The organism is Leptothoe sp. ISB3NOV94-8A (genome assembly GCF_043421595.1).
In the GTDB taxonomy this organism is placed as follows: domain Bacteria; phylum Cyanobacteriota; class Cyanobacteriia; order Phormidesmidales; family Phormidesmidaceae; genus Leptothoe; species Leptothoe turfae.
On the sequence record NZ_JAXSQW010000001.1, the window covers coordinates 26,960 to 46,791 of the forward strand.

General features: G+C 48.0%; 12 protein-coding genes. 9 read left to right on the forward strand and 3 right to left on the reverse strand.

All coding sequences use genetic code 11. The annotated features are described in order from the left end of the window. Window position 1: 1 nt before the first annotated feature. The gene (locus SPB21_RS00250; protein WP_163665946.1) at window positions 2-1,012 is read right to left on the reverse strand and encodes an ABC transporter permease; all 1,011 of its coding nucleotides are present in this window, start codon (window positions 1,010-1,012) and stop codon (window positions 2-4) included. 306 nt (window positions 1,013-1,318) lie between these two features. Continuing rightward, a complete protein-coding gene (locus SPB21_RS00255; RefSeq protein WP_499864973.1) occupies window positions 1,319-2,998 on the reverse strand; it encodes an ABC transporter substrate-binding protein in 1,680 nt (559 codons plus the stop codon). 277 nt (window positions 2,999-3,275) lie between these two features. Here SPB21_RS00255 and SPB21_RS00260 point away from each other — a divergent pair, with 277 nt between their 5' ends. Beyond that, window positions 3,276-5,087 (forward strand): ABC transporter ATP-binding protein, encoded by a 1,812-nt coding sequence (locus SPB21_RS00260; protein WP_499864974.1) that lies wholly within the window; start codon window positions 3,276-3,278, stop codon window positions 5,085-5,087. 47 nt (window positions 5,088-5,134) lie between these two features. Here the strand turns inward: SPB21_RS00260 and SPB21_RS00265 are convergent, their stop codons facing one another. Further along, complete coding sequence (locus SPB21_RS00265; protein WP_499864975.1) at window positions 5,135-5,962, reverse strand: alpha/beta fold hydrolase; 828 nt, start codon at window positions 5,960-5,962, stop codon at window positions 5,135-5,137. Between the two features lie 310 nt (window positions 5,963-6,272). On the opposite strand from SPB21_RS00265, the gene SPB21_RS00270 reads away from it, so the two are divergent. The 8 genes from SPB21_RS00270 to SPB21_RS00305 all read left to right on the forward strand — a co-directional run bounded on the left by SPB21_RS00270 (window position 6,273) and on the right by SPB21_RS00305 (window position 19,760). After that, window positions 6,273-9,821, forward strand: a complete 3,549-nt coding sequence (locus tag SPB21_RS00270; RefSeq protein ID WP_499864976.1) for a GAF domain-containing sensor histidine kinase — start codon at window positions 6,273-6,275, stop codon at window positions 9,819-9,821. A gap of 935 nt (window positions 9,822-10,756) precedes the next feature. Next, window positions 10,757-11,788, forward strand: a complete 1,032-nt coding sequence (locus SPB21_RS00275) for a glycosyltransferase family 2 protein (RefSeq protein WP_163665936.1) — start codon at window positions 10,757-10,759, stop codon at window positions 11,786-11,788. A gap of 89 nt (window positions 11,789-11,877) precedes the next feature. Further along, on the forward strand, window positions 11,878-13,389 hold the full coding sequence (locus tag SPB21_RS00280) for an NAD(P)/FAD-dependent oxidoreductase (RefSeq protein WP_163665934.1): 1,512 nt from the start codon (window positions 11,878-11,880) through the stop codon (window positions 13,387-13,389). A 58-nt stretch (window positions 13,390-13,447) separates the two neighbouring features. Continuing rightward, on the forward strand, window positions 13,448-14,575 hold the full coding sequence (locus SPB21_RS00285) for a glycosyltransferase family 2 protein (RefSeq protein WP_499864977.1): 1,128 nt from the start codon (window positions 13,448-13,450) through the stop codon (window positions 14,573-14,575). Continuing rightward, window positions 14,553-15,773: a glycosyltransferase family 4 protein gene (locus SPB21_RS00290; RefSeq protein WP_163700103.1), complete on the forward strand. Its 1,221-nt coding sequence runs from the start codon at window positions 14,553-14,555 to the stop codon at window positions 15,771-15,773. Before SPB21_RS00285 ends, SPB21_RS00290 begins: the two co-directional genes overlap by 23 nt. Continuing rightward, window positions 15,770-16,696 (forward strand): glycosyltransferase family 2 protein, encoded by a 927-nt coding sequence (locus tag SPB21_RS00295; protein ID WP_163700105.1) that lies wholly within the window; start codon window positions 15,770-15,772, stop codon window positions 16,694-16,696. The genes SPB21_RS00290 and SPB21_RS00295 overlap by 4 nt, the downstream gene beginning before the upstream one ends. A gap of 4 nt (window positions 16,697-16,700) precedes the next feature. After that, window positions 16,701-18,203, forward strand: a complete 1,503-nt coding sequence (locus tag SPB21_RS00300) for a lipopolysaccharide biosynthesis protein (RefSeq protein ID WP_499864978.1) — start codon at window positions 16,701-16,703, stop codon at window positions 18,201-18,203. 36 nt (window positions 18,204-18,239) lie between these two features. Next, window positions 18,240-19,760, forward strand: a complete 1,521-nt coding sequence (locus SPB21_RS00305) for an FAD-dependent oxidoreductase (RefSeq protein ID WP_163665925.1) — start codon at window positions 18,240-18,242, stop codon at window positions 19,758-19,760. The last annotated feature ends 72 nt before the right edge of the window (window positions 19,761-19,832 follow it).

Consider the following 19,832-nt stretch of genomic DNA (forward strand, 5'->3'; position numbering starts at 1 on the left):
TCTACTTGTATTGAATTCTGGGGTCTAGGAAGGCGTAGGAAATATCCACAATCAAGTTCACCAAGACAAAAACAAAGGCCACAAATATAACACCACCCTGGACTACTGGGTAGTCGCGCTGCAAAATGCCCTCATAAATCCATTTGCCAATACCGGGCCAAGAGAAAATTGTTTCTGTTAAAATTGCTCCCCCTAAAAGGGTGCCAAACTCCAAACCCACAATTGTAACCACAGGCAGCATGGCATTTTTTAGGGCGTGTTTACCAATGACAAACAGTTCTACCAACCCCTTAGCCCTAGCTGTACGGATATAGTCCTGAGAGAGAACTTCTAACATAGCGCTGCGGGTAATCCGGGCCAAAATAGCAAGGGGGATGGTGCTGAGGGTAATAGCAGGCAGCACTAGATGAGACAAAATGTTTTTTAATGCGGCAAAGTCACCCTGAACCAGGGCATCAAAGATAAAAAAGCCGGTGATCGGTTCAAAGGCTAAACCTGTCTCAATGCCAATACGACCGCTGGGTGGTAGCCATTGCAAATTGACGGCAAAGAGATAGACCAGCAATAATCCCAGCCAGTACACTGGCATCGAGACTCCTAGCAGCGAGCCACTCATGGTGAGATTGTCGATCCAGCTGTTTTTGCGAACAGCGGCGATTACTCCAGCAGGAATACCCAATACAAGAGCAATGAGCATGGCTGAGACGGACAGCTCAAATGTGGCAGGCCATCGTAGCTTAATCTCATCCCAAATGGGGATGCCGGTAAAAATACTCTCGCCTAAATCAAACTTTAACAAGCTGCCCAGGAAGGACAGATACTGTAGCGGTAGCGGTTCATTGAGGCCCATGCGCTCTCGCAGAGCGGCGACCTGGTCAGGGTTAGCGCGGTCACCCAATAAAACTAAGGCCGGATCGCCGGGAATCAGATGTAAAAAAGCAAAGACTAGGAGTGAAATGCCCAGCAGTACTGGGACTAGATGGAGTAAGCGTTTGAGAATATATCTACCCATGGAGATTCTGTTGAGGGTACGTGGGGTGAGTAAAGTGGATGGGGCTGGTCTTACTTTTGAAGCAGGTAATGCTTTGAAAGGTATGTCTACCTTGGATAAGCCCTCATCCCCCGACCCCTTCTCCCTAGGGAGAAGGGGAGATGACTTCAATGCTTCTATCTTAGGGAAAAGCTTTTGAAGATCACTCTCAAAGTCCTTCTCCCCCAGGGAGAAGGACTTAGGATGTAAACGCCAAAGCGGTTTCTCGTAGAGTGGGCTAATTTAAGATCAAGACCACCTTTCGGGTCATTGTCTTTAAAGACTGCCCTAAGGCTTCTCCACCGCAGGAAAAGGTTCATTCCCCAGTGGACTGGGACTCCAGCCTTCTAGACCCACGCGCTGAGCCAGTAGCGGCTGAGAGTGCACGATGGGAATCCGCAATGCCTTATCAAACAACATGGTGTCCACATCTTGGTACAGTTTTTCGCGCTCTGTTGGTTCCGTTTCAGCCCGGGCCTTGTTAAGCAACTCAAACATTTCAGGACTCTCGTAGTTACCTAAATCTTGCGTTGCGCCAGGGCCAAAGTGAGAGTACAGAAAGTTGTCAGGGTCACCGTAGTCACCGGTCCAACCTAGCATAAAGGATTGATACCCAGGTGGTGTGTTGCGATCTTCTAAATAGGCTGCCCAGTCCTTGGTTTGCAAATTCACTGTGATACCGATTTGGCTGAGTTCTGCGGCAAAGGCTTCGGCGATCGGTTTCGGATTAGGGAAATAGGGCCGACTGACTGGCATATACCACAGTTCCAGGTCAAAGCCATTGGGATAGCCTGCTGCTGCGAGTGCAGCCTTAGCTGCCTCCGGATCGTACTCATAATCTCCCACGCTATCGCTGGTAAAGGCTTCCATGGAGGGGGGGACAAAATGGGCATCAGTCACACCCAACTCTCCCCAAAATGCTTCGACAATGGCAGGCTTGTTGATGGCCTGGGCAATGGCTTGTCTCACCTCTGGTGTTGATAGCGGTTCGTAGCTGGGATTCAGCGCTAGAAAACCTACGTTAAAGGAGGGACGGAACACCGCTTCCACATTGGCATCTGCTTCGATTTCTGCCAGCTGGTCGGGGGTGAGGTCAACGGTAAAGTCAAGGGCTCCGGCTCGCAGCTGTGCCAGTCGAGCCGCAGGATCTTCAATAAAGCTAATGACGAGCTGATCAACTTTGGGCAGTCCTTCTTGCCAATAGTCGTCAAATTTAGTCAGGGTAATGCGATCGCCGCTCAACCATTCTTCAAATACAAACGGTCCGGTACCCACGGCTAAACCAGAGGGGGTGCCGTAGTCTGCTCCAGATTCTTGAATTGCGGCGGGGCTGGCAATGCCAAAATAGGCGGATGCGATCGCAGCTGGAAACGCAGCGAAGGGTTCAACTAGCTTGAACTCAACGGTCATGTCATCCACGGCGCTGACGTCGGCTAGAACGGATGCTTCGTCGCCCTTAAACCCGCCAAAGAGGTAGCTCCAAATTTCGTATAGCTTACCTTCGTCGCGGAAACCGTACTCAAAATCAGGGTCCCACCAGCGGTTGACGTTAAAAACTACGGCTTCAGCGTTAAAATCAGTGCCATCATGGAATTTAATGCCTTCCTGTAGCTTAAAGGTCCAGGTCAAGGCATCTTCAGACGCGGTCCATTCGGTGGCTAGCTCAGGAACAAGTTCGGTTGAGCCTGGCTCGTTACCCATCAGGTGGTTGTAAATCTGTAGCTGCACATATAAGGAGTCCCCATCCGTAACATCGCCGGAAGAGAGGTTATCGGGCTGCCCTCCTGAACCAAACACTAGGGTGCCTGTATCTGTTGTTGTAGCGGTTACTTCGTCACCCCCAGGCGTATCACCGGCACTATCGGGAGTGCCACCGCAGTTGACTAACACAGCCGTGAGTGTGAGGGCAAAGATAATTGCCAGCATTCTGCGGAAGCGTCGCCTGAAAAAAAATCGTTGACGAATCATAAATGACTCCTAGTAGCAGAGAAGAGTTTTAGGGAGACGTGTGTAAAAACCCTAAACTTTTAACGTGGTTCCTGAGAACAAACGCTACATTAACTATCTCAGAAAGAATGAGTAAATTTATACACGTAACAACATGTCAAATTTTTCGTATTTCTATGACAAAAGTAAAAAAAGAGCCTGTAATCGGGACAACAAATACATAAATAACGCCTTAAACATTGTGTAATGGTAATGAAAAAGTCGCCCTGGTCTCTGCCCATTACTTATCAGACTCGATATGCCTCTTCCCATTCTTGATGTTAGAAATCTCTCTGTGACATTCCCAGCCAAGGCCGGTGACGTGTCAGCGGTTAAGTCTATTTCGTTTTCCCTAACCGCAGGTGAGACATTGAGTCTTGTCGGTGAGTCGGGGTCGGGTAAGTCGGTGACATCCCTAGCTTTAATTGGGCTGCTGGCATCAGGCACAAGACAATCGGGAGAAATCTGGTTTCGAGATCCCTCGTTGTCGGATGCGCAACCGGTGGATCTGCTTAAGCTTTCCCGTGAAGAGCGCAGACAGTATCGGGGCAAATTGGTGTCCATGATTTTTCAGGAGCCGCTGACATCCCTCAATCCGGTATATACCTGTGGGGACCAGCTGATTGAGGCCTTACGATTACATCAGGACCTCGATCGTCAAGGGGCTAAGGTTAGGGCACTGGAGCTATGTGCCGAGGTCAAACTGCCTGAGCCTGAACAGATACTAGGGCGCTATCCCCATCAGCTTTCGGGTGGGCAACAGCAGCGGGTGATGATTGCGATCGCACTTGCAGGCGATCCGGCTGTCCTCATTGCCGATGAACCCACCACAGCTCTGGATGTTACCATTCAGGCCACCATTCTTGATCTCCTCAGGGATTTACAAGCCTCGCGGGGAACGGCAATTGTGTTTATCACCCACGATATGGGGGTGGTGGCGGAGATTGCCGATCGGGTCGCTGTCATGTACAAGGGTGACCTGGTGGAAATTGCCCCAGTCTATGATCTGTTTGCCAACCCGCAGCATCCCTACACCCAAGGGTTATTAAACTGTCGACCCAGACCGCAGCAACAGCTGCGTCGATTGCCAACCGTAAGCGACTTTATGGAAGTGGGGTCAGGGACAGAGGCTGGGAAAATTGTTGCCAAAGTGAGGACAGAAGCTGAGAAAGCTGAGTTACTAGCTGAGGTCAGCCCCCACGAAATTGAACAGCATCGTCAAACATTGGTGCAGCAAACGCCTCTTTTACGGGTCCAGAACTTAACCAAGGCGTTTCCCATGCGGGCAGGGTTGTTTGGGAAAAGAGAAGAGTTTCGTGCTGTGGATGCTGTCAGCTTTGAGGTTTACCCTGGCGAAACGCTAGGTTTAGTGGGGGAGTCCGGCTGTGGTAAATCCACCCTGAGCCGTTGTTTGTTGCGTCTTATTGACCCCACATCCGGCCTGATTGAATTTGATAAACAGTCTGTTCTAGATCTTGATGCTGAGGCTATGCGTCGTCTCCGTCGAGAAATGCAAATTGTGTTTCAAAACCCCTACGGGTCTTTAGACGCCCGCCAGACGATCGGTGCCGCCATCATAGAACCCATGCAAATTCACGGTTTGGGGGGCACTAAGGCGGAGCGCCAAGCACGGGCTATCCATCTGTTAGAGCGGGTGGGGTTGGATGCCAGTGCCCTGCGTCGTATGCCCCATGAGTTTTCCGGTGGTCAGCGTCAGCGCATCTGCATTGCCCGTACCCTGGCCTGTGAACCTAAATTTATCATCTGTGATGAGTCGGTTTCCGCCTTGGATGTTTCAGTACAGGCCCAGGTCCTTAACCTCCTCAAAGATCTACAAAAGGACTTTAAGCTTACCTACATCTTTATTTCCCACGATCTGAGTGTGGTGAAATTTATTAGCGATCGCATCATGGTCATGAATCAGGGGCGAGTAGAAGAAATTGGTCCCGCTGAGGAGATTTATAACACCCCGAAAAAGCCCTATACCCAGAAACTGATTGCCGCGATTCCCGATGCTCAACTTGATGACATTCGCCAGCGTCAACGAGCCACAGCTGGCATTCAGTCATAGCCAGGATTGTAAGGGTGCACAGTAGGGGCGTCCCTACAAAAAATCTTTTACGCTAGGAAATCAATCAATGTTTTGCTAAAACCCTCTGGCTCCACCAAAAATGCCCAATGATTTCCAGGAATTGTCTCAACCCTCAAATTCTTTAAATATTTCCGATAAGGCTTTAGCTGCCAGTCAAACCGATTTACACCAGCTTGCGGCTGCATAAACAAACTGGGCACCTGAATCTCCTGGGTCAGTCCCGGTACTCGCAACACCGCATCAAAAATCTCATCCCGTGCGGCCTTAGTAAACTTGCTGCCTACAGTCCCGTCTGGGTTCTCTGCCAAACTCTCCCGAAAAACAGCTTCCTGTAAACTATTCCAGTCTCGGTACTGCTTCAGCTGTTTACCCTGTTGGATAGCCGTATCCCAATCTGCAAACGGTCCCATGCCCTTTAAAAACGGCAGGATCCCATAAAATAGTGGAAACGTCAATCGAAAAATGCCTGGCATCCCATATACAAAAATTGGGTCTACCAACACCATCGTCAAAAAGTGCTTCGGTTGACGGGTGGCCCAGTAGGTAGCCACCTTTCCTGACCAGGAATGTCCGACAATGTGGGCTGCTGACCAGCCCAGATGCTCCATCAGCTGTACCAGATCGCCCATCACCGTATCAAAGTCATAACCGTCATTGGGTTTACTGCTTTGCCCATGTCCTCGCATATCCACAGCAACCGGATGATAGTACTGGGCTATGTGCTCTCCCACTGTTGACCAAACCAGGGCATGATCTGCTAACCCATGGAGCAGTAAAACAGGTTCACCATCAGTTTGCCAGTCTAAATATGACAGTTCAATTTGGTTGAAGGAGACGGTTTTTCGAATCACCATACTAATGAGGCTGCATAGTCAAATCATCCTAATCATCGCATCGTTTTAGCAGACTGAGGCCCTATTTTACCGAGGTGCTGCCCACTGGATCTTCCCACTGACCTTTCGTCACCCGAATGTCTAGGGTTACGAATTACGGAACTATCAACGCTTTGATCAAGTCTGTCCAAAGGTGCCACTGCCAGGTTATTGGGATGCTTGAATCTACAATGAGTGAGTTTGCTAACACTTTTTTGGCTAACACTTTATAGTGTAAATTCTCTGAATATCTACATCCCTAAGGAAAAAGGTATTAACAGGCTCGGATGAAATGCAATCCATCCCCAGATTTAGCAACGCAAAACAACCCATCAGTTACCAAACGATTGCTACTGGGGACTCCCAGAAAGAAAAGGATTTGGCAGGCAACCTTTTTGATTCTGGTCAGCCATTAGATCTTGACATTATCTTTAAAGATACGACAACAGAAGTTAGACAGCTTCTGAATATAGATCGCGTTTCTATTTTTCGGTTTTATTCAGATACAAACTGGCAGGGTGAGTTCATTGTTGAAGCTGTGGTTGAAGGGGGGGTGTCCATACTCACAGAAGAATTCTATGAATATTTTAGAGATGGACAAGTCCAGTATCATCTGGGGCATATAGAGGCTGTAGCAGATATTTACACCGCTGATTTAAGCCCTCAGCATGTAGATATTCTAGAACAACTACAGGTGCGAGCTAGTTTGGCGGTGCCCATTCTCAAATATCAGTCCCTATGGGGGATACTGTGTCTGCATCACTGCCAGTCTCCCCGATTGTGGTCTGCTGAAGAAATTGGTTTGGTTCAGCAAATTGTTGAACGGCTCAAGAGTGCAGTACAACAGAAAGAGAATATTTCTCAATCGTATTCTCAAGCGAAGGTGTTTTCCAATAATATTAATCGCGAAAGAGCTATTGCTAAAACCATTAGCAAGATTCGCCAGTCCCTTGATATAGGCGTCTTATTTCAATCTGTTACTACCGAAATTAAACAGCTTTTAGAAGCCGATCGAGTTGCTATATTCCAATTCACACCTGATCAAGATTGGGAGGGAGAGTTTGTCTCTGAAGATGTATCAGAGGATTGGCGCTCTGTTTTAACTCAGCGAGTATATGAGCATAGCTTTGAGACACAATTTGCCGATCAGTATGATGAAAGACAAGTTCAGATCATAACCGATATTTACACGACTCAGCTGAGTGGCGACTATATCAATGTTTTAGAACGATTTGAGGTCAGGGCAAGCCTTGCTGTTCCTATTTCGCAAGGTGAGCAGCTTTGGGGATTACTGTGCGTTCATCAGTGTGAGCATGTTCGCCATTGGAGTTTAGATGATATTAAATTTGTTCAGAAAATTGTTGAGTATTTAAGCTTTGCCTTGCAACAGCTTAAGCTGCTAGAGCAGCTACGTTATCAAACTGAACAACAAAAATCTCTGACAGGTGTGATTACCCGTATTCGTGAATCCCTGGATTTAGAAACCATTTTCCAAACCACTGCTCAAGAAGTTAGGCATCTGCTGAAAGCAGATCAGGTGGGTATTTTCTTCTTCCAAAACGAACAATATTGGGAAGGGCAGTTTGTTGCTGAAGACTGTGGTGAAGGCATTTCATCGATCTTAGAAGAGAAAGTCTATGATCGACATTTTGGTGAGAGATATGCTCCACTTTATCAAAAAGGACGCATGTACATCTCCCATAACATCTTTGAGGGTGATATCCAAAATAGCTATGTTCAAAAATTAGAGCGTTTGGGTATTAAGGCCAATGTAGTCTCACCCATTATGAATGGTGATGAATTATGGGGACTACTCTGTATTCATCATTGTCAAGGTCCTCGACAGTGGCAGTCGTCTGAGATTGAATTTATCGATCAGATTGCTAAGCATTTGGGTGTGGCCCTTGAGCAATGGAGTCAGGTGGAGCGGTTACGGTTGCAAGCAGCTCAGTTGGCTCATGTTTCTTCGCGTGAGCTAGCGCTTGAACAACAGCAGCTATTGTCCCAGACGATTAACGCAATTCGTGATTCTCTGCAAATTGAAGAGATCTTTGATACGACGACCAAAAGTATCCAATCATTATTTAAAACTGACCGAGTTGTTATTTATCAATTTAACGCTGACTGGAGTGGTCAGTTTGTGGCGGAATCTGTAGCCGATGGCTGGCCTGTGTTAGTCGGATCGCAAGGGATTAATCAAGATCCCTATTTAATGGAGACCCAGGGAGGTCGTTATGCGCGCCAAGAAACATTAGCCGTTGATGATATCTATCAGACTGACTATAAAGCCCACCACATGAGACTGTTGGCTGATTCCGATGCTCGTGCCTATATGATTGTGCCGATCATGGAAGGTAATCGGCTGTGGGGGTTATTGGCCGCTTGTCAAAATTCTCGCCCGCGCCATTGGGAAACCGATGAAATTGACTTCTTAGCTCAAGTAAGTACTCAGTTAGGGGTGGCCCTGAATCAAGCAGAGGCCGTTGCCCGGGTGCGTGATCAAGCCGCAGCTTTACAAAAAGCCACAGACCGTCAGCGCGCGCTGACCATGACCATTGATAAAATTCGTCAATCGTTAGACATTGACATAATTTTCACGACAACGACCCAAGAGGTGCGTCAACTGCTTGAAGTAGATCGAGTCGCTATCTATCGGTTTAATGCTGACTGGAGCGGGGCCTTTGTCGCCGACTCCATTGTGGCTGGCTGGCAACCTGCTGTGCCAAATCAGGCCATCATTCAAGATGTATTTTCTAGACCTGATCAAGACGGTCAGCTACCACGTAATGAGGTTTTTGTGCCCATTTCCCAAGGTGAAAAACTTTGGGGTTTGCTGGTGGCCTATCAAACGTCTAAGCCTCGCTATTGGGATGATGATGAGGTGGGCTTACTGGCCCAAGTTGGCACTCAACTGGGTATAGCCTTACAGCAGGCAGAGCTGTTGAGGAAGACACAGCAGCAGACTGCAAAATTAAACCAAACCTTAGAAACGTTAAAAGGCACTCAAGCTCGGTTGGTGCAGGGTGAGAAGATGGCTGGCTTGGGTCAGTTAGCAGCGGGTATTGCCCATGAAATTAATAACCCAGTGGGCTTTATCTCTAGCAATCTAGAGCCAATGCAAAACTATATTACGGGACTTCTGGAGTTACTAACGCTGTACCAACAGCATTACCCTGAACCGGAACAGCTGATTCAAAACAAAATCGATGATATTGAAGTGGATTTTATCCTAGAGGACTTACCTAAGATCATGGCGTCCATGAAAATGGGCACCAACCGCATTGTCGATATCGTTCAGAGTATGCAGAACTTCTCCCGTGTGGATGAAGCTGCCATCAAAGATGTGGATATCCATCAAGGAATTGATAGTGCTTTACTCATCTTGAAGCACCGTTTAAAGGCTTGTAAACAACGACCTACCATCAATGTTGTTAAATACTATGGCGAATTACCAACTATTCATTGCTATGCTAGCCATCTCAATCAGGTATTTATGAATATTCTAGTGAATGCTGTTGATGCTTTTGATGATCTGGAGCATTACCATGGTCAGATGCCAGAAATTGAGATCTCTACCCGTTGGCAGGAGAGTCAGAATACTTTAGTGGTAGAAATCTCAGATAATGGTCGTGGTATTCCTGAGGATGTCTTGGCAAGTATTTTTAATCCATTTTTCACGACAAAACCTGTAGGTAAAGGGACTGGGTTAGGATTGTCCATTAGCTACCAAATTGTAACGGAAATGCATGGTGGCAAACTATATTGCCAATCTACGGTAGGCCAGGGCACAACCTTCTGTATCGAAATTCCCTTAACTATTGCAGAGAAGATAGGGAGTTAGTCTAAAAAATATTTGGGCCAAGGGTGAATATAAAAAATCTCATAATTTTTTTACCTGATAATCCCTAAGTTAAATTGCCCGAAACCACTGTTTTATAGGCTTATGTAGTTTATAGATATCAGTAATAATCTTCAGCTGAGGGTAAGGTCGAGTTGAAGAATACGACAGATGTCATAATGGTTGCCATAGCTTTTTCATTGTAATACTCCCATACTCGAAGTATTACAGATAGGTCAATATAAGCAGCATCGAAATGTTCATTGATGTCCTGCCAGAAGTCTGAAGATATCTATGGATATGTGTTTTTCGGCTTTTTAGAGCAATAGGCTTGTAAATTTGAGATGAGAGAACTTTCATCTCAAATTCATGAAAGTCCGATTCAGTCATCCTATTATCAACGAAAGAACTTGATTCATTAGTTCTTTAATACTTCTGCTAACCATACAACTTGTATGGAGTAGATTTTAATAATTACTAGTTCTATGGAGAAAATTGTCTGGGTGCATCTTTGCTGTTCTAGGTAACCTGGCTTTAGGCCTCTTCTTAGCTTTTTAGCTAGAAGTGAACTCTTTTTGGGAAGGTTCTAAATTTTGATTGTTGGCTGTCAAAAGTCTTCTTCTGGTCAAGCAGTCCATTTAAGGCCATAAAAGTGGATATATTAGTAAGGAGAAAATTTCTAACTCTGAATTAGAGTTAACGCTATTCACTCTGATGAGAATGGCGTTTGTGTCTGATTTCAAGATTTCACATCTTTGAATCGCAAAAAAAAGGTGTTTTGGCCCTTTGCTTGCTCTTGAGCTAAGGAGAAGGCTCTGGTTCGGAAGAGTCTTCTCCTTGATGGAGTGTCATTTCAGCTTGCTCATTTGTAGAAAATAATAAGCTTGTTTGCTAAATGATGGATTTGTTTTTTTGATATTTGACGCTTCAAGGTGAGCATGTCTTCAATCAACATCTCAGTTGTAATTCCTGTCTATAATGGTGGAGAAGGATTTTATGAGTGTTTGGCTAGCATAAAACAAAGCCTCCGAGTTCCAGATGAGATTGTTGTTGTCTCTGATGGAGATACGGATGGCTCTTGGCAAGTGGCTAAAAACTTTGGCGCGATGGTGTTGCGATTGCCGCAGTCAGGAGGCCCAGCTCGAGCCAGAAATATTGGTGCACAGACTGCTCACGGCGATATCATCTTTTTCATGGATGCGGATGTAACCCTGCATCCAGACACATTGAGCTTAGTGGAGCAGCGGTTTCAAGAGCGGTCTGATTTAGCAGCCTTGATTGGCTCCTATGATGATTCGCCAGGTGCAGAGAACTTTTTATCTCAATATAAGAATCTCTTTCATCATTATACCCATCAAGTTTCTTCTGAAATTGCTTCAACATTTTGGGGGGCCTGTGGTGCTATTCGCCGTTCAGTGTTTCTAGCAGTTGGCGGCTTTGATGAGGACTATGTCAAGCCTTGTATTGAAGATATCGAGCTAGGCTATCGCCTTAAGCAAATGGGCTATGATATTCGCCTCTTTAAGGATATTCAAGTCAAGCACCTAAAGCGATGGGAGCCCATATCCCTACTCAAAGCAGATTTTTTTTACAGAGCGCTTCCTTGGACAGCTCTGCTTTTGAGTGAAAACCGTTTTGATGCTGATTTAAATCTCAGCTATGCCAATCGTTTGAGTGTGATCGGTGTATTTGGCCTAATAGGCACGTCGCTAGCTGGTTTGTTCTTTCCCTGGCTTTGGTGGTTGACAGCAGCAACAGCATTGGGATTACTGCTGATTAACGTTGATGTCTATCGATTTTTCTATGCTAAGCGGGGTTTGCTATTTGCCTTACGCGTTATCCCGTGGCATTGGTTTTACTTCTTCTATGGAGGAGGTGCATTTGCCTTTGTCCTATTGCAACATTGTTTAGGGCGTTTCCTACGACTGCCAGAGCCTTTAGTGTTGTCGGGAGTTCGTCGTTCAAGGTAGCACAAGTGCGAGATTTGCGAAAACCGGGGCTCGGTTGAACACAGATTTAAGAACACACATATATTTGGCTAATTTGGAGTTTATAACCGATGGAGCCCAGAGCTGTAGAAGATAGTACCGTTCCTGTAATCGTTATTGGTGGTGGACCGGCAGGGTTGACGTCTAGTTACGAGTTGATGAAGCATAATGTTAAGTCTATTGTGCTTGAAAAGGCTGATAAAGTAGGCGGTATCTCCCGTACTGAAAGCTATAAAGGATATAGGTTTGATATTGGTGGGCATCGTTTCTTCACTAAAGTGGGTGAAGTGAAGGCTATCTGGCAAGAGATTTTAGGGGATGACTTTATTCAAACGCCGAGGCTATCCCGAATTTACTACGATGGTAAGTTCTATGATTATCCTATTTCCATTTTCAAGACCCTGAGAAATTTAGGATTCATTCGTAGTTTTTTAATTGTAATGAGCTATTTGAAAGCAAAGCTCAAAAGATATTTAGGGTTGAGTGGAGAACCCCAGACTTTTGAAGACTGGGTGACGGACTGTTTCGGAGCAAGGCTGTATCGAATCTTTTTTAAGACCTATACAGAGAAGGTGTGGGGGATTCCCTGTAACCAAATTCGAGCAGACTGGGCGGCGCAGCGGATTAAGAATCTGTCTTTGAAGGAAGCTGTCATTAACGCACTGTTTGGTAGTAAGAATTCGAAAAGTCTTATTAAAACATTTGACTATCCCCGTTTGGGGCCTGGCATGATGTGGGAGCGGTGCCAAGAAATTTTAGAAGATAATGAGATTCCGGTGCATCTTAATACAGAAGTAGTGCGCGTTGAACGAGAAGGCAATCGTTTGACTAGGGTGCTAGCGAAACAAGGCGATCGCAACTTTGAGCTAGTGGGCGATCACTTTGTGAGTTCAATGCCGATTACGGCACTGGTCCATCGAATGGATCCCCCGCCCCCTAATTACGTTTTAGAGGCAGCGCGTGGCCTAAAATACCGTGACTTTCTGATTGTTTCCTTGGTCATCGATCGGGTTCGGCTTTTTCCAGACAACTGGCTTTATATTCACAGCCCTGAATTTAAGGTAGGTCGTATTCAAAACTTCAAAAACTGGAGTGTGGCGATGGTGCCTGACCCCAGCAAAACCTGTTTAGGTATGGAATATTTTTGCAGCCAGGGGGATGAGATTTGGGAGATGACCGACTCCCAGATGATTGAGTTTGCTTCTCGGGAAATCGCAAAGCTTAATTTGGGAGTGAAAGCACGTGATGTGGAGGATGGGTGTGTAATTCGTCAATATAAGGCATATCCGGTGTATGACGGCGAGTATCGCCGTCACTTAAAGGTGCTAGAAGACTATATTCGCGGTTTTGAGAATTTGCAAACCGTAGGACGCAACGGTATGCACCGCTATAACAATCAGGATCATTCCATGCTCTCAGCTTTGCTGGCGGCGAGGAATATTCTCGGTGAGGAGCATGATATCTGGAATATCAACGTAGAGCGCTCTTACCATGAGAACTTTACCGATCAGGAGTGGTCACAGCTCAAGAAAAAATCGACCCAGCCTGTGGCCGAACTTAAACCGCTATCCCGTGCAGCTTAAGGAGGGTAAGCGATAGATGCTTTATCGGAGTACTGAAAAATTGGAAGATATTGAATCTATGAATCAACCCAATGTCACAATTGTGGTCTCGCCACGAGAACGGTTTAGCTATGCTCAAACCTCTTTAGAAAGTATTTATGAGCACACTCAGCTGCCGTTTGAACTGGTGTATGTAGATGGTGGTTCCCCAAAGCCCGTCCAAGAGTACCTGGAGATTCAAGCTAAGGAAAAATCCTTTGAGTTGATTCGTGTAGATCATATGCTCACGCCTAATCAGTCGAGGAATATTGGTTTAGCCCAGGTCAAGACGCCCTATGTAGCCTTTGTTGACAATGATGTTGTGGTCTCTCCAGGGTGGCTAGGGGCTTTGGTGCAGTGCGCTGAAGAAACCAATGCTGCCATTGTGGGCCCCCTCACCTGCCAGGATGAGCCTGTGCATGAAACCATTCACTTTGCCAATGGTGTGGCTCGCATTATTATCGATGTGAAAGGGCGACGGCGACTGCGCGAGAAGATGACTCGCCAGGGGCAGCGGGTAGTTGACACTCTGTCTAAACTGCAGCGAAGCACGGCGGAACTGGTGGAGTTTCACTGCATGTTAGTTAGCATGGATGTCTTTGAAAAAATGGGGCCTCTGGATGAGAGGTTTCTCAACACCAAGGAACATGTGGACCTGTGTATGGCAGTGGCAGAGGCAGGCAGATCCATTTATTTTGAGCCCAGTTCTGTGATTACCTATGTACCAGGGATTAGCTGGAACTGGGCGGACTTGCACTTCTATATGCTGCGCTGGAGTGATACTTGGGAAACAATCAGCCTAGAGCATCTGAAGCAGAAGTGGAATCTATCTGAAGATGCGTACTTTACGCAGAAGCATAAAGCCCTGGGTTGGCGGCGACGGCGGATGATTCTCTCACCGTTATTAGACCGTCTGACGCTGGGGATGTTTAAGCATCGATTTTTTGAGAAGGCAACGTTTGGGCTGGTGAAGGATCGGTTTTTAGAAAAGATCTTTATGTATGGCCTATTCACACCTATTGATCGTGTCCTCAACAAGTATTTAACCGATCGCCATGCTCGCAAATGGTTAAATCTTTCCATGGGGGATCAGGGCCTGCATGTTGCGACAACGCCATCATTAGGAATTCTCCAAAATAAAATTGATGAAAATTCTTCTGCTGCATGACTATGGCACCGCAACGGGTGGCGCGGAATTGCAGATGCTGTCCCTGCGTCAAGGGTTAACTGAGCGCGGACATCAGGTGCGTTTGTTTGCCAGTAATGCCATGCCAGTTGAGGGCTATCCTCAATTGGCGGATGATGTTTGTTTTGGCACGAATTCTACACTTCAAGTGTTGACCCAGACGGCTAATCCATCTGCTTACTGGCAGTTGCGGCAGGTGCTGCAATCGTTTCAGCCCGATGTGGTGCATATTCGCATGTTTCTCTGGCAGCTATCGCCATTGATTTTGCCCTTGCTTAAGGGGATTCCCTGTATCTATCAGACTGCTGTTTACAAGGCCATTTGCCCGGCGGGGACTAACTTGTTACCAGATGGAAACCCCTGTCAGGTTTCTCCAGGTCGAGTGTGTTTGTCATCAGGGTGTTTAACGCCGAAAACATGGTTGGTGTTGATGGTGCAGTGGCGGCTGTGGCAGCGATGGCGATCTGCCATTGACCGGATTGTGGCCCTGAGCTATGCGATGAAAGCAGAGCTTATGCAGGCTGGGTTACCAGCAGAGGTGATTCACAACGGTGTCCCAGTGAGAGAGCGGCGACCGCCCCTGAGTGCTCCACCCACTGTGGCCTATGCAGGCCGACTAGTCCCTGAAAAAGGGATTCAGGTTTTGATTCGGGCATTTGCGATCGCAACCACCCAAGTCTCCCATGCCCGTCTGCTGATCGCTGGCCAGGGCAAGTCAGAACCTGAGCTGCGAGACCTGGCTACGGAGCTGGGGGTGGCCGACAACATTACCTGGCTAGGTCACCTGTCGCGTTCAGACATGGAGCGTCAGTTTGATCGGGCCTGGGTACAGGTGGTGCCGTCCTTGTGGTCAGAGCCCTTTGGCAATGTGACCACAGAAGCCATGATGCGGGGGACCGCCGTTATCGTTAGTGCGGTGGGGGCACAGCCAGAAATCATTGAGCACTCTGTCACCGGCTTTGCGGTCCCGCCTGGGGATGTGGAGGCGATGGCTGTCTATCTCACCCAGATATTGCAGAACCAAGACTTGGCAGAACGTATGGGGGATTTGGGCAGAACCCGAGCCCTGGCTCACTTTAGTGAGAATGCGCGCACCGAAAGGTTTATTGCTCTCTACCAGCAGGTACAGGCCACATATGCCGATGATGCCATGGTTTATCCGGAGGTATTGTCGTCATGAGCGCCCCATTACTCAGCATCATTATTCCTACTTACAACCGCCCTGAGCTGTTATCTAGGGCTGTTAATAGTGCCTTAAACCAAACCCTCACGGATATGGAAGTCATTGTTGTGGATGATGGCTCTAAACCAGCGGTGGTGCTGCCACCACAGGATTGTCTCAGGGTAGTGCGTCAGCCCAATCAAGGGGGAGCCGCTGCCCGCAACCACGGTGCTAAGGAAGCAAGGGGGCGCTGGATTACCTACTTAGATGACGATGATGTCTTGCTGCCGGATATGGCTGAAAAAGCGATGGCGGCGACACAGCACATACCCCAAGATTTGCCTGAGCCGGTTGCGTTGTTATTTGGGTTGACCATTGTCAACACCCAGGGCAATGGCATCGAAACTCACCTACCGCCAACGCTGCCCCGAGGGTCCCACTTTTGTTTAGAAGAGATTCAACCGGGAGAGTCCTTTTTCTCAAAGCAAACCCTGGTGGTAGAACGGGAGGTGCTGTTGGGGATGGGCGGTTTTGATCCGAGTTTTAGCTCACGGGTGCATACTGAATTGTTTTTACGACTCAATCCTGTCTGTTCCCTATGGGGTATTCCAGAGGTGACGTATCATCTATCGGCCCATGCTGGGGTGCGGGTGTCGTCTAATTCACGCCGTCGACAGCATAATTTTGAGCGGCTTCTCTCAAAACACCATGACCTGTTTACCAGCCATTCTCGCAAAACAGTCGCTGATTTTGTGTTTAACCATGCCGATATGCTGCAAAGAAGCGGTCAGTCTTGGCTGGCAGCAAAGGCGCTGGGGCGCGCTTTGATGATTCACCCCATACACATCCTCCTGCGGTTGGGGTCTCCCTACAAAAGGCAGTTTTTGAAGCGTCTCTCTCTTCTAAAAACTCGCTTTAGGCTGTGTATGCCCGGAGCGTAGCCCTATGACCAAATCCAATCGTCACTTTGAAACGACGGACCTGAAAGCCAACTTAAATCAGCGCTCACTGCGATCTGGTTTGGTGACCGTGGCGGCTCAACCCCTAAAGTTGGGCATCGGCATTGGTGGCACCATGGTGCTGGCCCGTCTCTTGGTCCCAGCTGATTTTGGCCTGTTGGCGATGGTGCAGCCACTGCTGAGTATTGTGGATAGTCTCAGCAACATGGGCTTAGAAACCGCTACGGTTCAGCGACAGGAGTTTAATCCTGAGCAGGCCAGTGCCATCTTTTGGCTTTCTTTGAAAATCAATGCCCTAATCATTGGTGGCATGGTGTTGACGGCCCCCCTTGTTGCCCAGTTTTATGGTCAGCCAGAAATAACTCATATCCTGTTGTGTCTGGCCATTGGGGTGGCCAGTCTGTGTTTGTCGTTTCAGCATCTATCGCTGTTAAAACGACAAATGCAGTTTGAACTGCTGACCACCATTGAGTTGGTGGCGTTAGGGGTGAGTACAGTGGTTGCGATCGCAACCGCCTGGCTAGGACTGGGTTACTGGGCCTTAGTGCTGCAGTTGACCACCCTGCAGGTGACAAAAGGCATTGCCTACTGGCTTTACTGTGACTGGCGTCCCCAGCGCACGGTCAATACTGCCCACTTTCAAAAAGATCTGCGTTCTACCCTGTCCTATGGGCTGCATCTGACCGGGTTTCGCTGCATCAGTCGCGTGGGCATGAAGATGGATCGGGTACTGTTAGGCTATGTGGGCGGGGCCAGCTCCCTGGGATTTTATTCCATGGCCTATAAGTGGGCCTATTTCCCGTTTTGGCAGATTTACTACCCGCTGTTTGATGTAGCAGTGTCCAGTTTGAGCCGCAGTTTATCCGAGCCGGAGCGTTATCGCCTCTACTGTCGGCGGGGATTGTTGCTGATCTTTGCTGTCTGTCTGCCGGCGCTGGCTTACATGTTTATGACCGCTGACGATGTCACGCTGTTGATGCTGGGGGAACAGTGGCTGGAGATTGTGCCCATGTTTCGCGTTCTAATTGTGGCGGTGTTTGTGGGCTGCATCTATCGTGTGACTAAGTGGATTTATGTGTCGGCTGCCAAAACCCAACGACAGTTTCGCTGGAGTCTGATCCACACGCCGGTAATGATTGTTGCGATCGCAATCGGTGTCCAATGGGGAGCCTATGGCGTTGCCGTTGGGTATACCGTCGGTATGTGCCTGTTGAGCTACCCTGCAGTGGTTTACTGTGTGCACCAATCCCCCATTACCCTGGGCGACTTTATGGGGACTGTGTGGCGACCTGCCATCGCCTCTCTTCTCTCAGCAGCTCTGCTTTATCTGGTGCAGTTGCCCATGCCGACCATCGCTCTGTTAATTGTGAGGCTGCTGGTCACCGGTCTGATTTATTCCTTAATCTACATCTGTATTTGGCTGGCATTGCCCGGAGGGTATACCCAAGGCAAATTTTTCATTTCAGCATTGTTCAACAAGCTGCAGTAAGCGTTCCTTATCCAAATTGTTTCACACGGAGATTATATGATTACCGATATTCTCGAACTAGGTGAACAAACGCACGGGCAAGTTGTTGTCGTCGGCTCTGGGATAGCTGGTTCTGAAGTGGCTACCCACCTGGCCCGCCACGGCCAAGAAGTGATTCTGTTAGAAAGCGGACGGGAAAAATTTGATCCCTCAATCCAGGCCCTCAACAACGTTATTTTCCTGGGCAAACGCCATCGCGAATTAAACCCCAATACCTACTACCACCAATATCTGCCGCCTGAGCTTCGCGGCGTCAGTCGGGTACGTCAGTTTGGTGGCACCAGTAATGTGTGGACAGGTAAATGGAAATATCTACAGCCCTGGGACTTTGAAGGCAGATCCTGGATTGCTAACAGCGGTTGGCCCATTCGTTATGACGATCTCTTAGAACACTACCGTTCTGCTGCCCAGGACTATGGCTTTGGTGATTTAGAGGCAGAGGCCATCCGGCCTGAGATTATGGCCTTTCGTTCCAAACTATCGGCGGGTGGTTTGAAAATGAGCAGTTTTTATTGGGAGGAAACCCCCACCCGCACAGCCATCCGGTTTGGTGATGAGATGCGGCAATCCCAAAATTTAAAAGTTGTCCTGGGGGCAACGGCCACGGAGCTAAAACTCGATGACGCTTGCCAGCGGGTGTCAGCCGTAGTTTGTCGGTCCCTCGAAGGCCGAGAACGGGTGGTAAAGGGAGATTCCATTGTCTTGGCCACCGGGGCATTTGAAACAGCGCGCCTGTTATTGGCATCTGACCGGCAAATCCCCGGTGGCATTGGTAATACCCATGACCTTGTTGGGCGCTTCTACACCGATCACCCCAAGCACCATACTGGTAAATTACGACCGGGTCCCTTAGCCCAACACTATGCCCACGAGTTGCAATATGCCCCGAAACCAAGATTTTGTGTATGCTTTGCCCTTGATGATGAGACCCAGCGTAAGCAAGAACTGCTGGAACATGTGTTGTATCTACAGCCGATTTATGAAGGGGTGAGAGAGCGTCTAGGACGCATCTTGCGGGGGCGTCCGATCTGTCGAGATGGTAATGGCATTGTCGCCAATTATCGCGTCAAGTTCGTGACTGAGCAGGCTCCACAGCAGGGCAGTCGCGTGAAATTGGCCACGGACTGTGATGTGCTCGGTCAGCGTAAGCTACAGGTGGACTGGTGCTTCACCGATCACGATCGTCGTTCTATGGCAGAGACCCTACAGCTCTTAACCAAACGCTTTGCTGACGTAGGTTTAGGGACGTTTGACTTTGGTGATGATCCGCCCAGCTTAGAAACTATGACAGATGCCGCCCACCAGATGGGGACTACGCGCATGGCCAGTCGCCCTGAGGCAGGTGTGGTTGATCCTAACTGTCGAGTCTTCGGGATGGAGAATCTCTATGTTGCTAGCTCGGCGGTATTTCCCACTGGCCCCTCCTATTCACCTACATTTACCATCTTGGCCCTGGCTCGCCGTTTGGGGCAGCATTTGCTACAAACTACGGCTGTCGGTGTTGGCAGCACTCATTAAGCTAGGGGCAAGTTTGAGTTTTGAGTGTTTAGTTTTGAGTGATAGCTCTCTAGAACAGTAATCGTCGTTGTC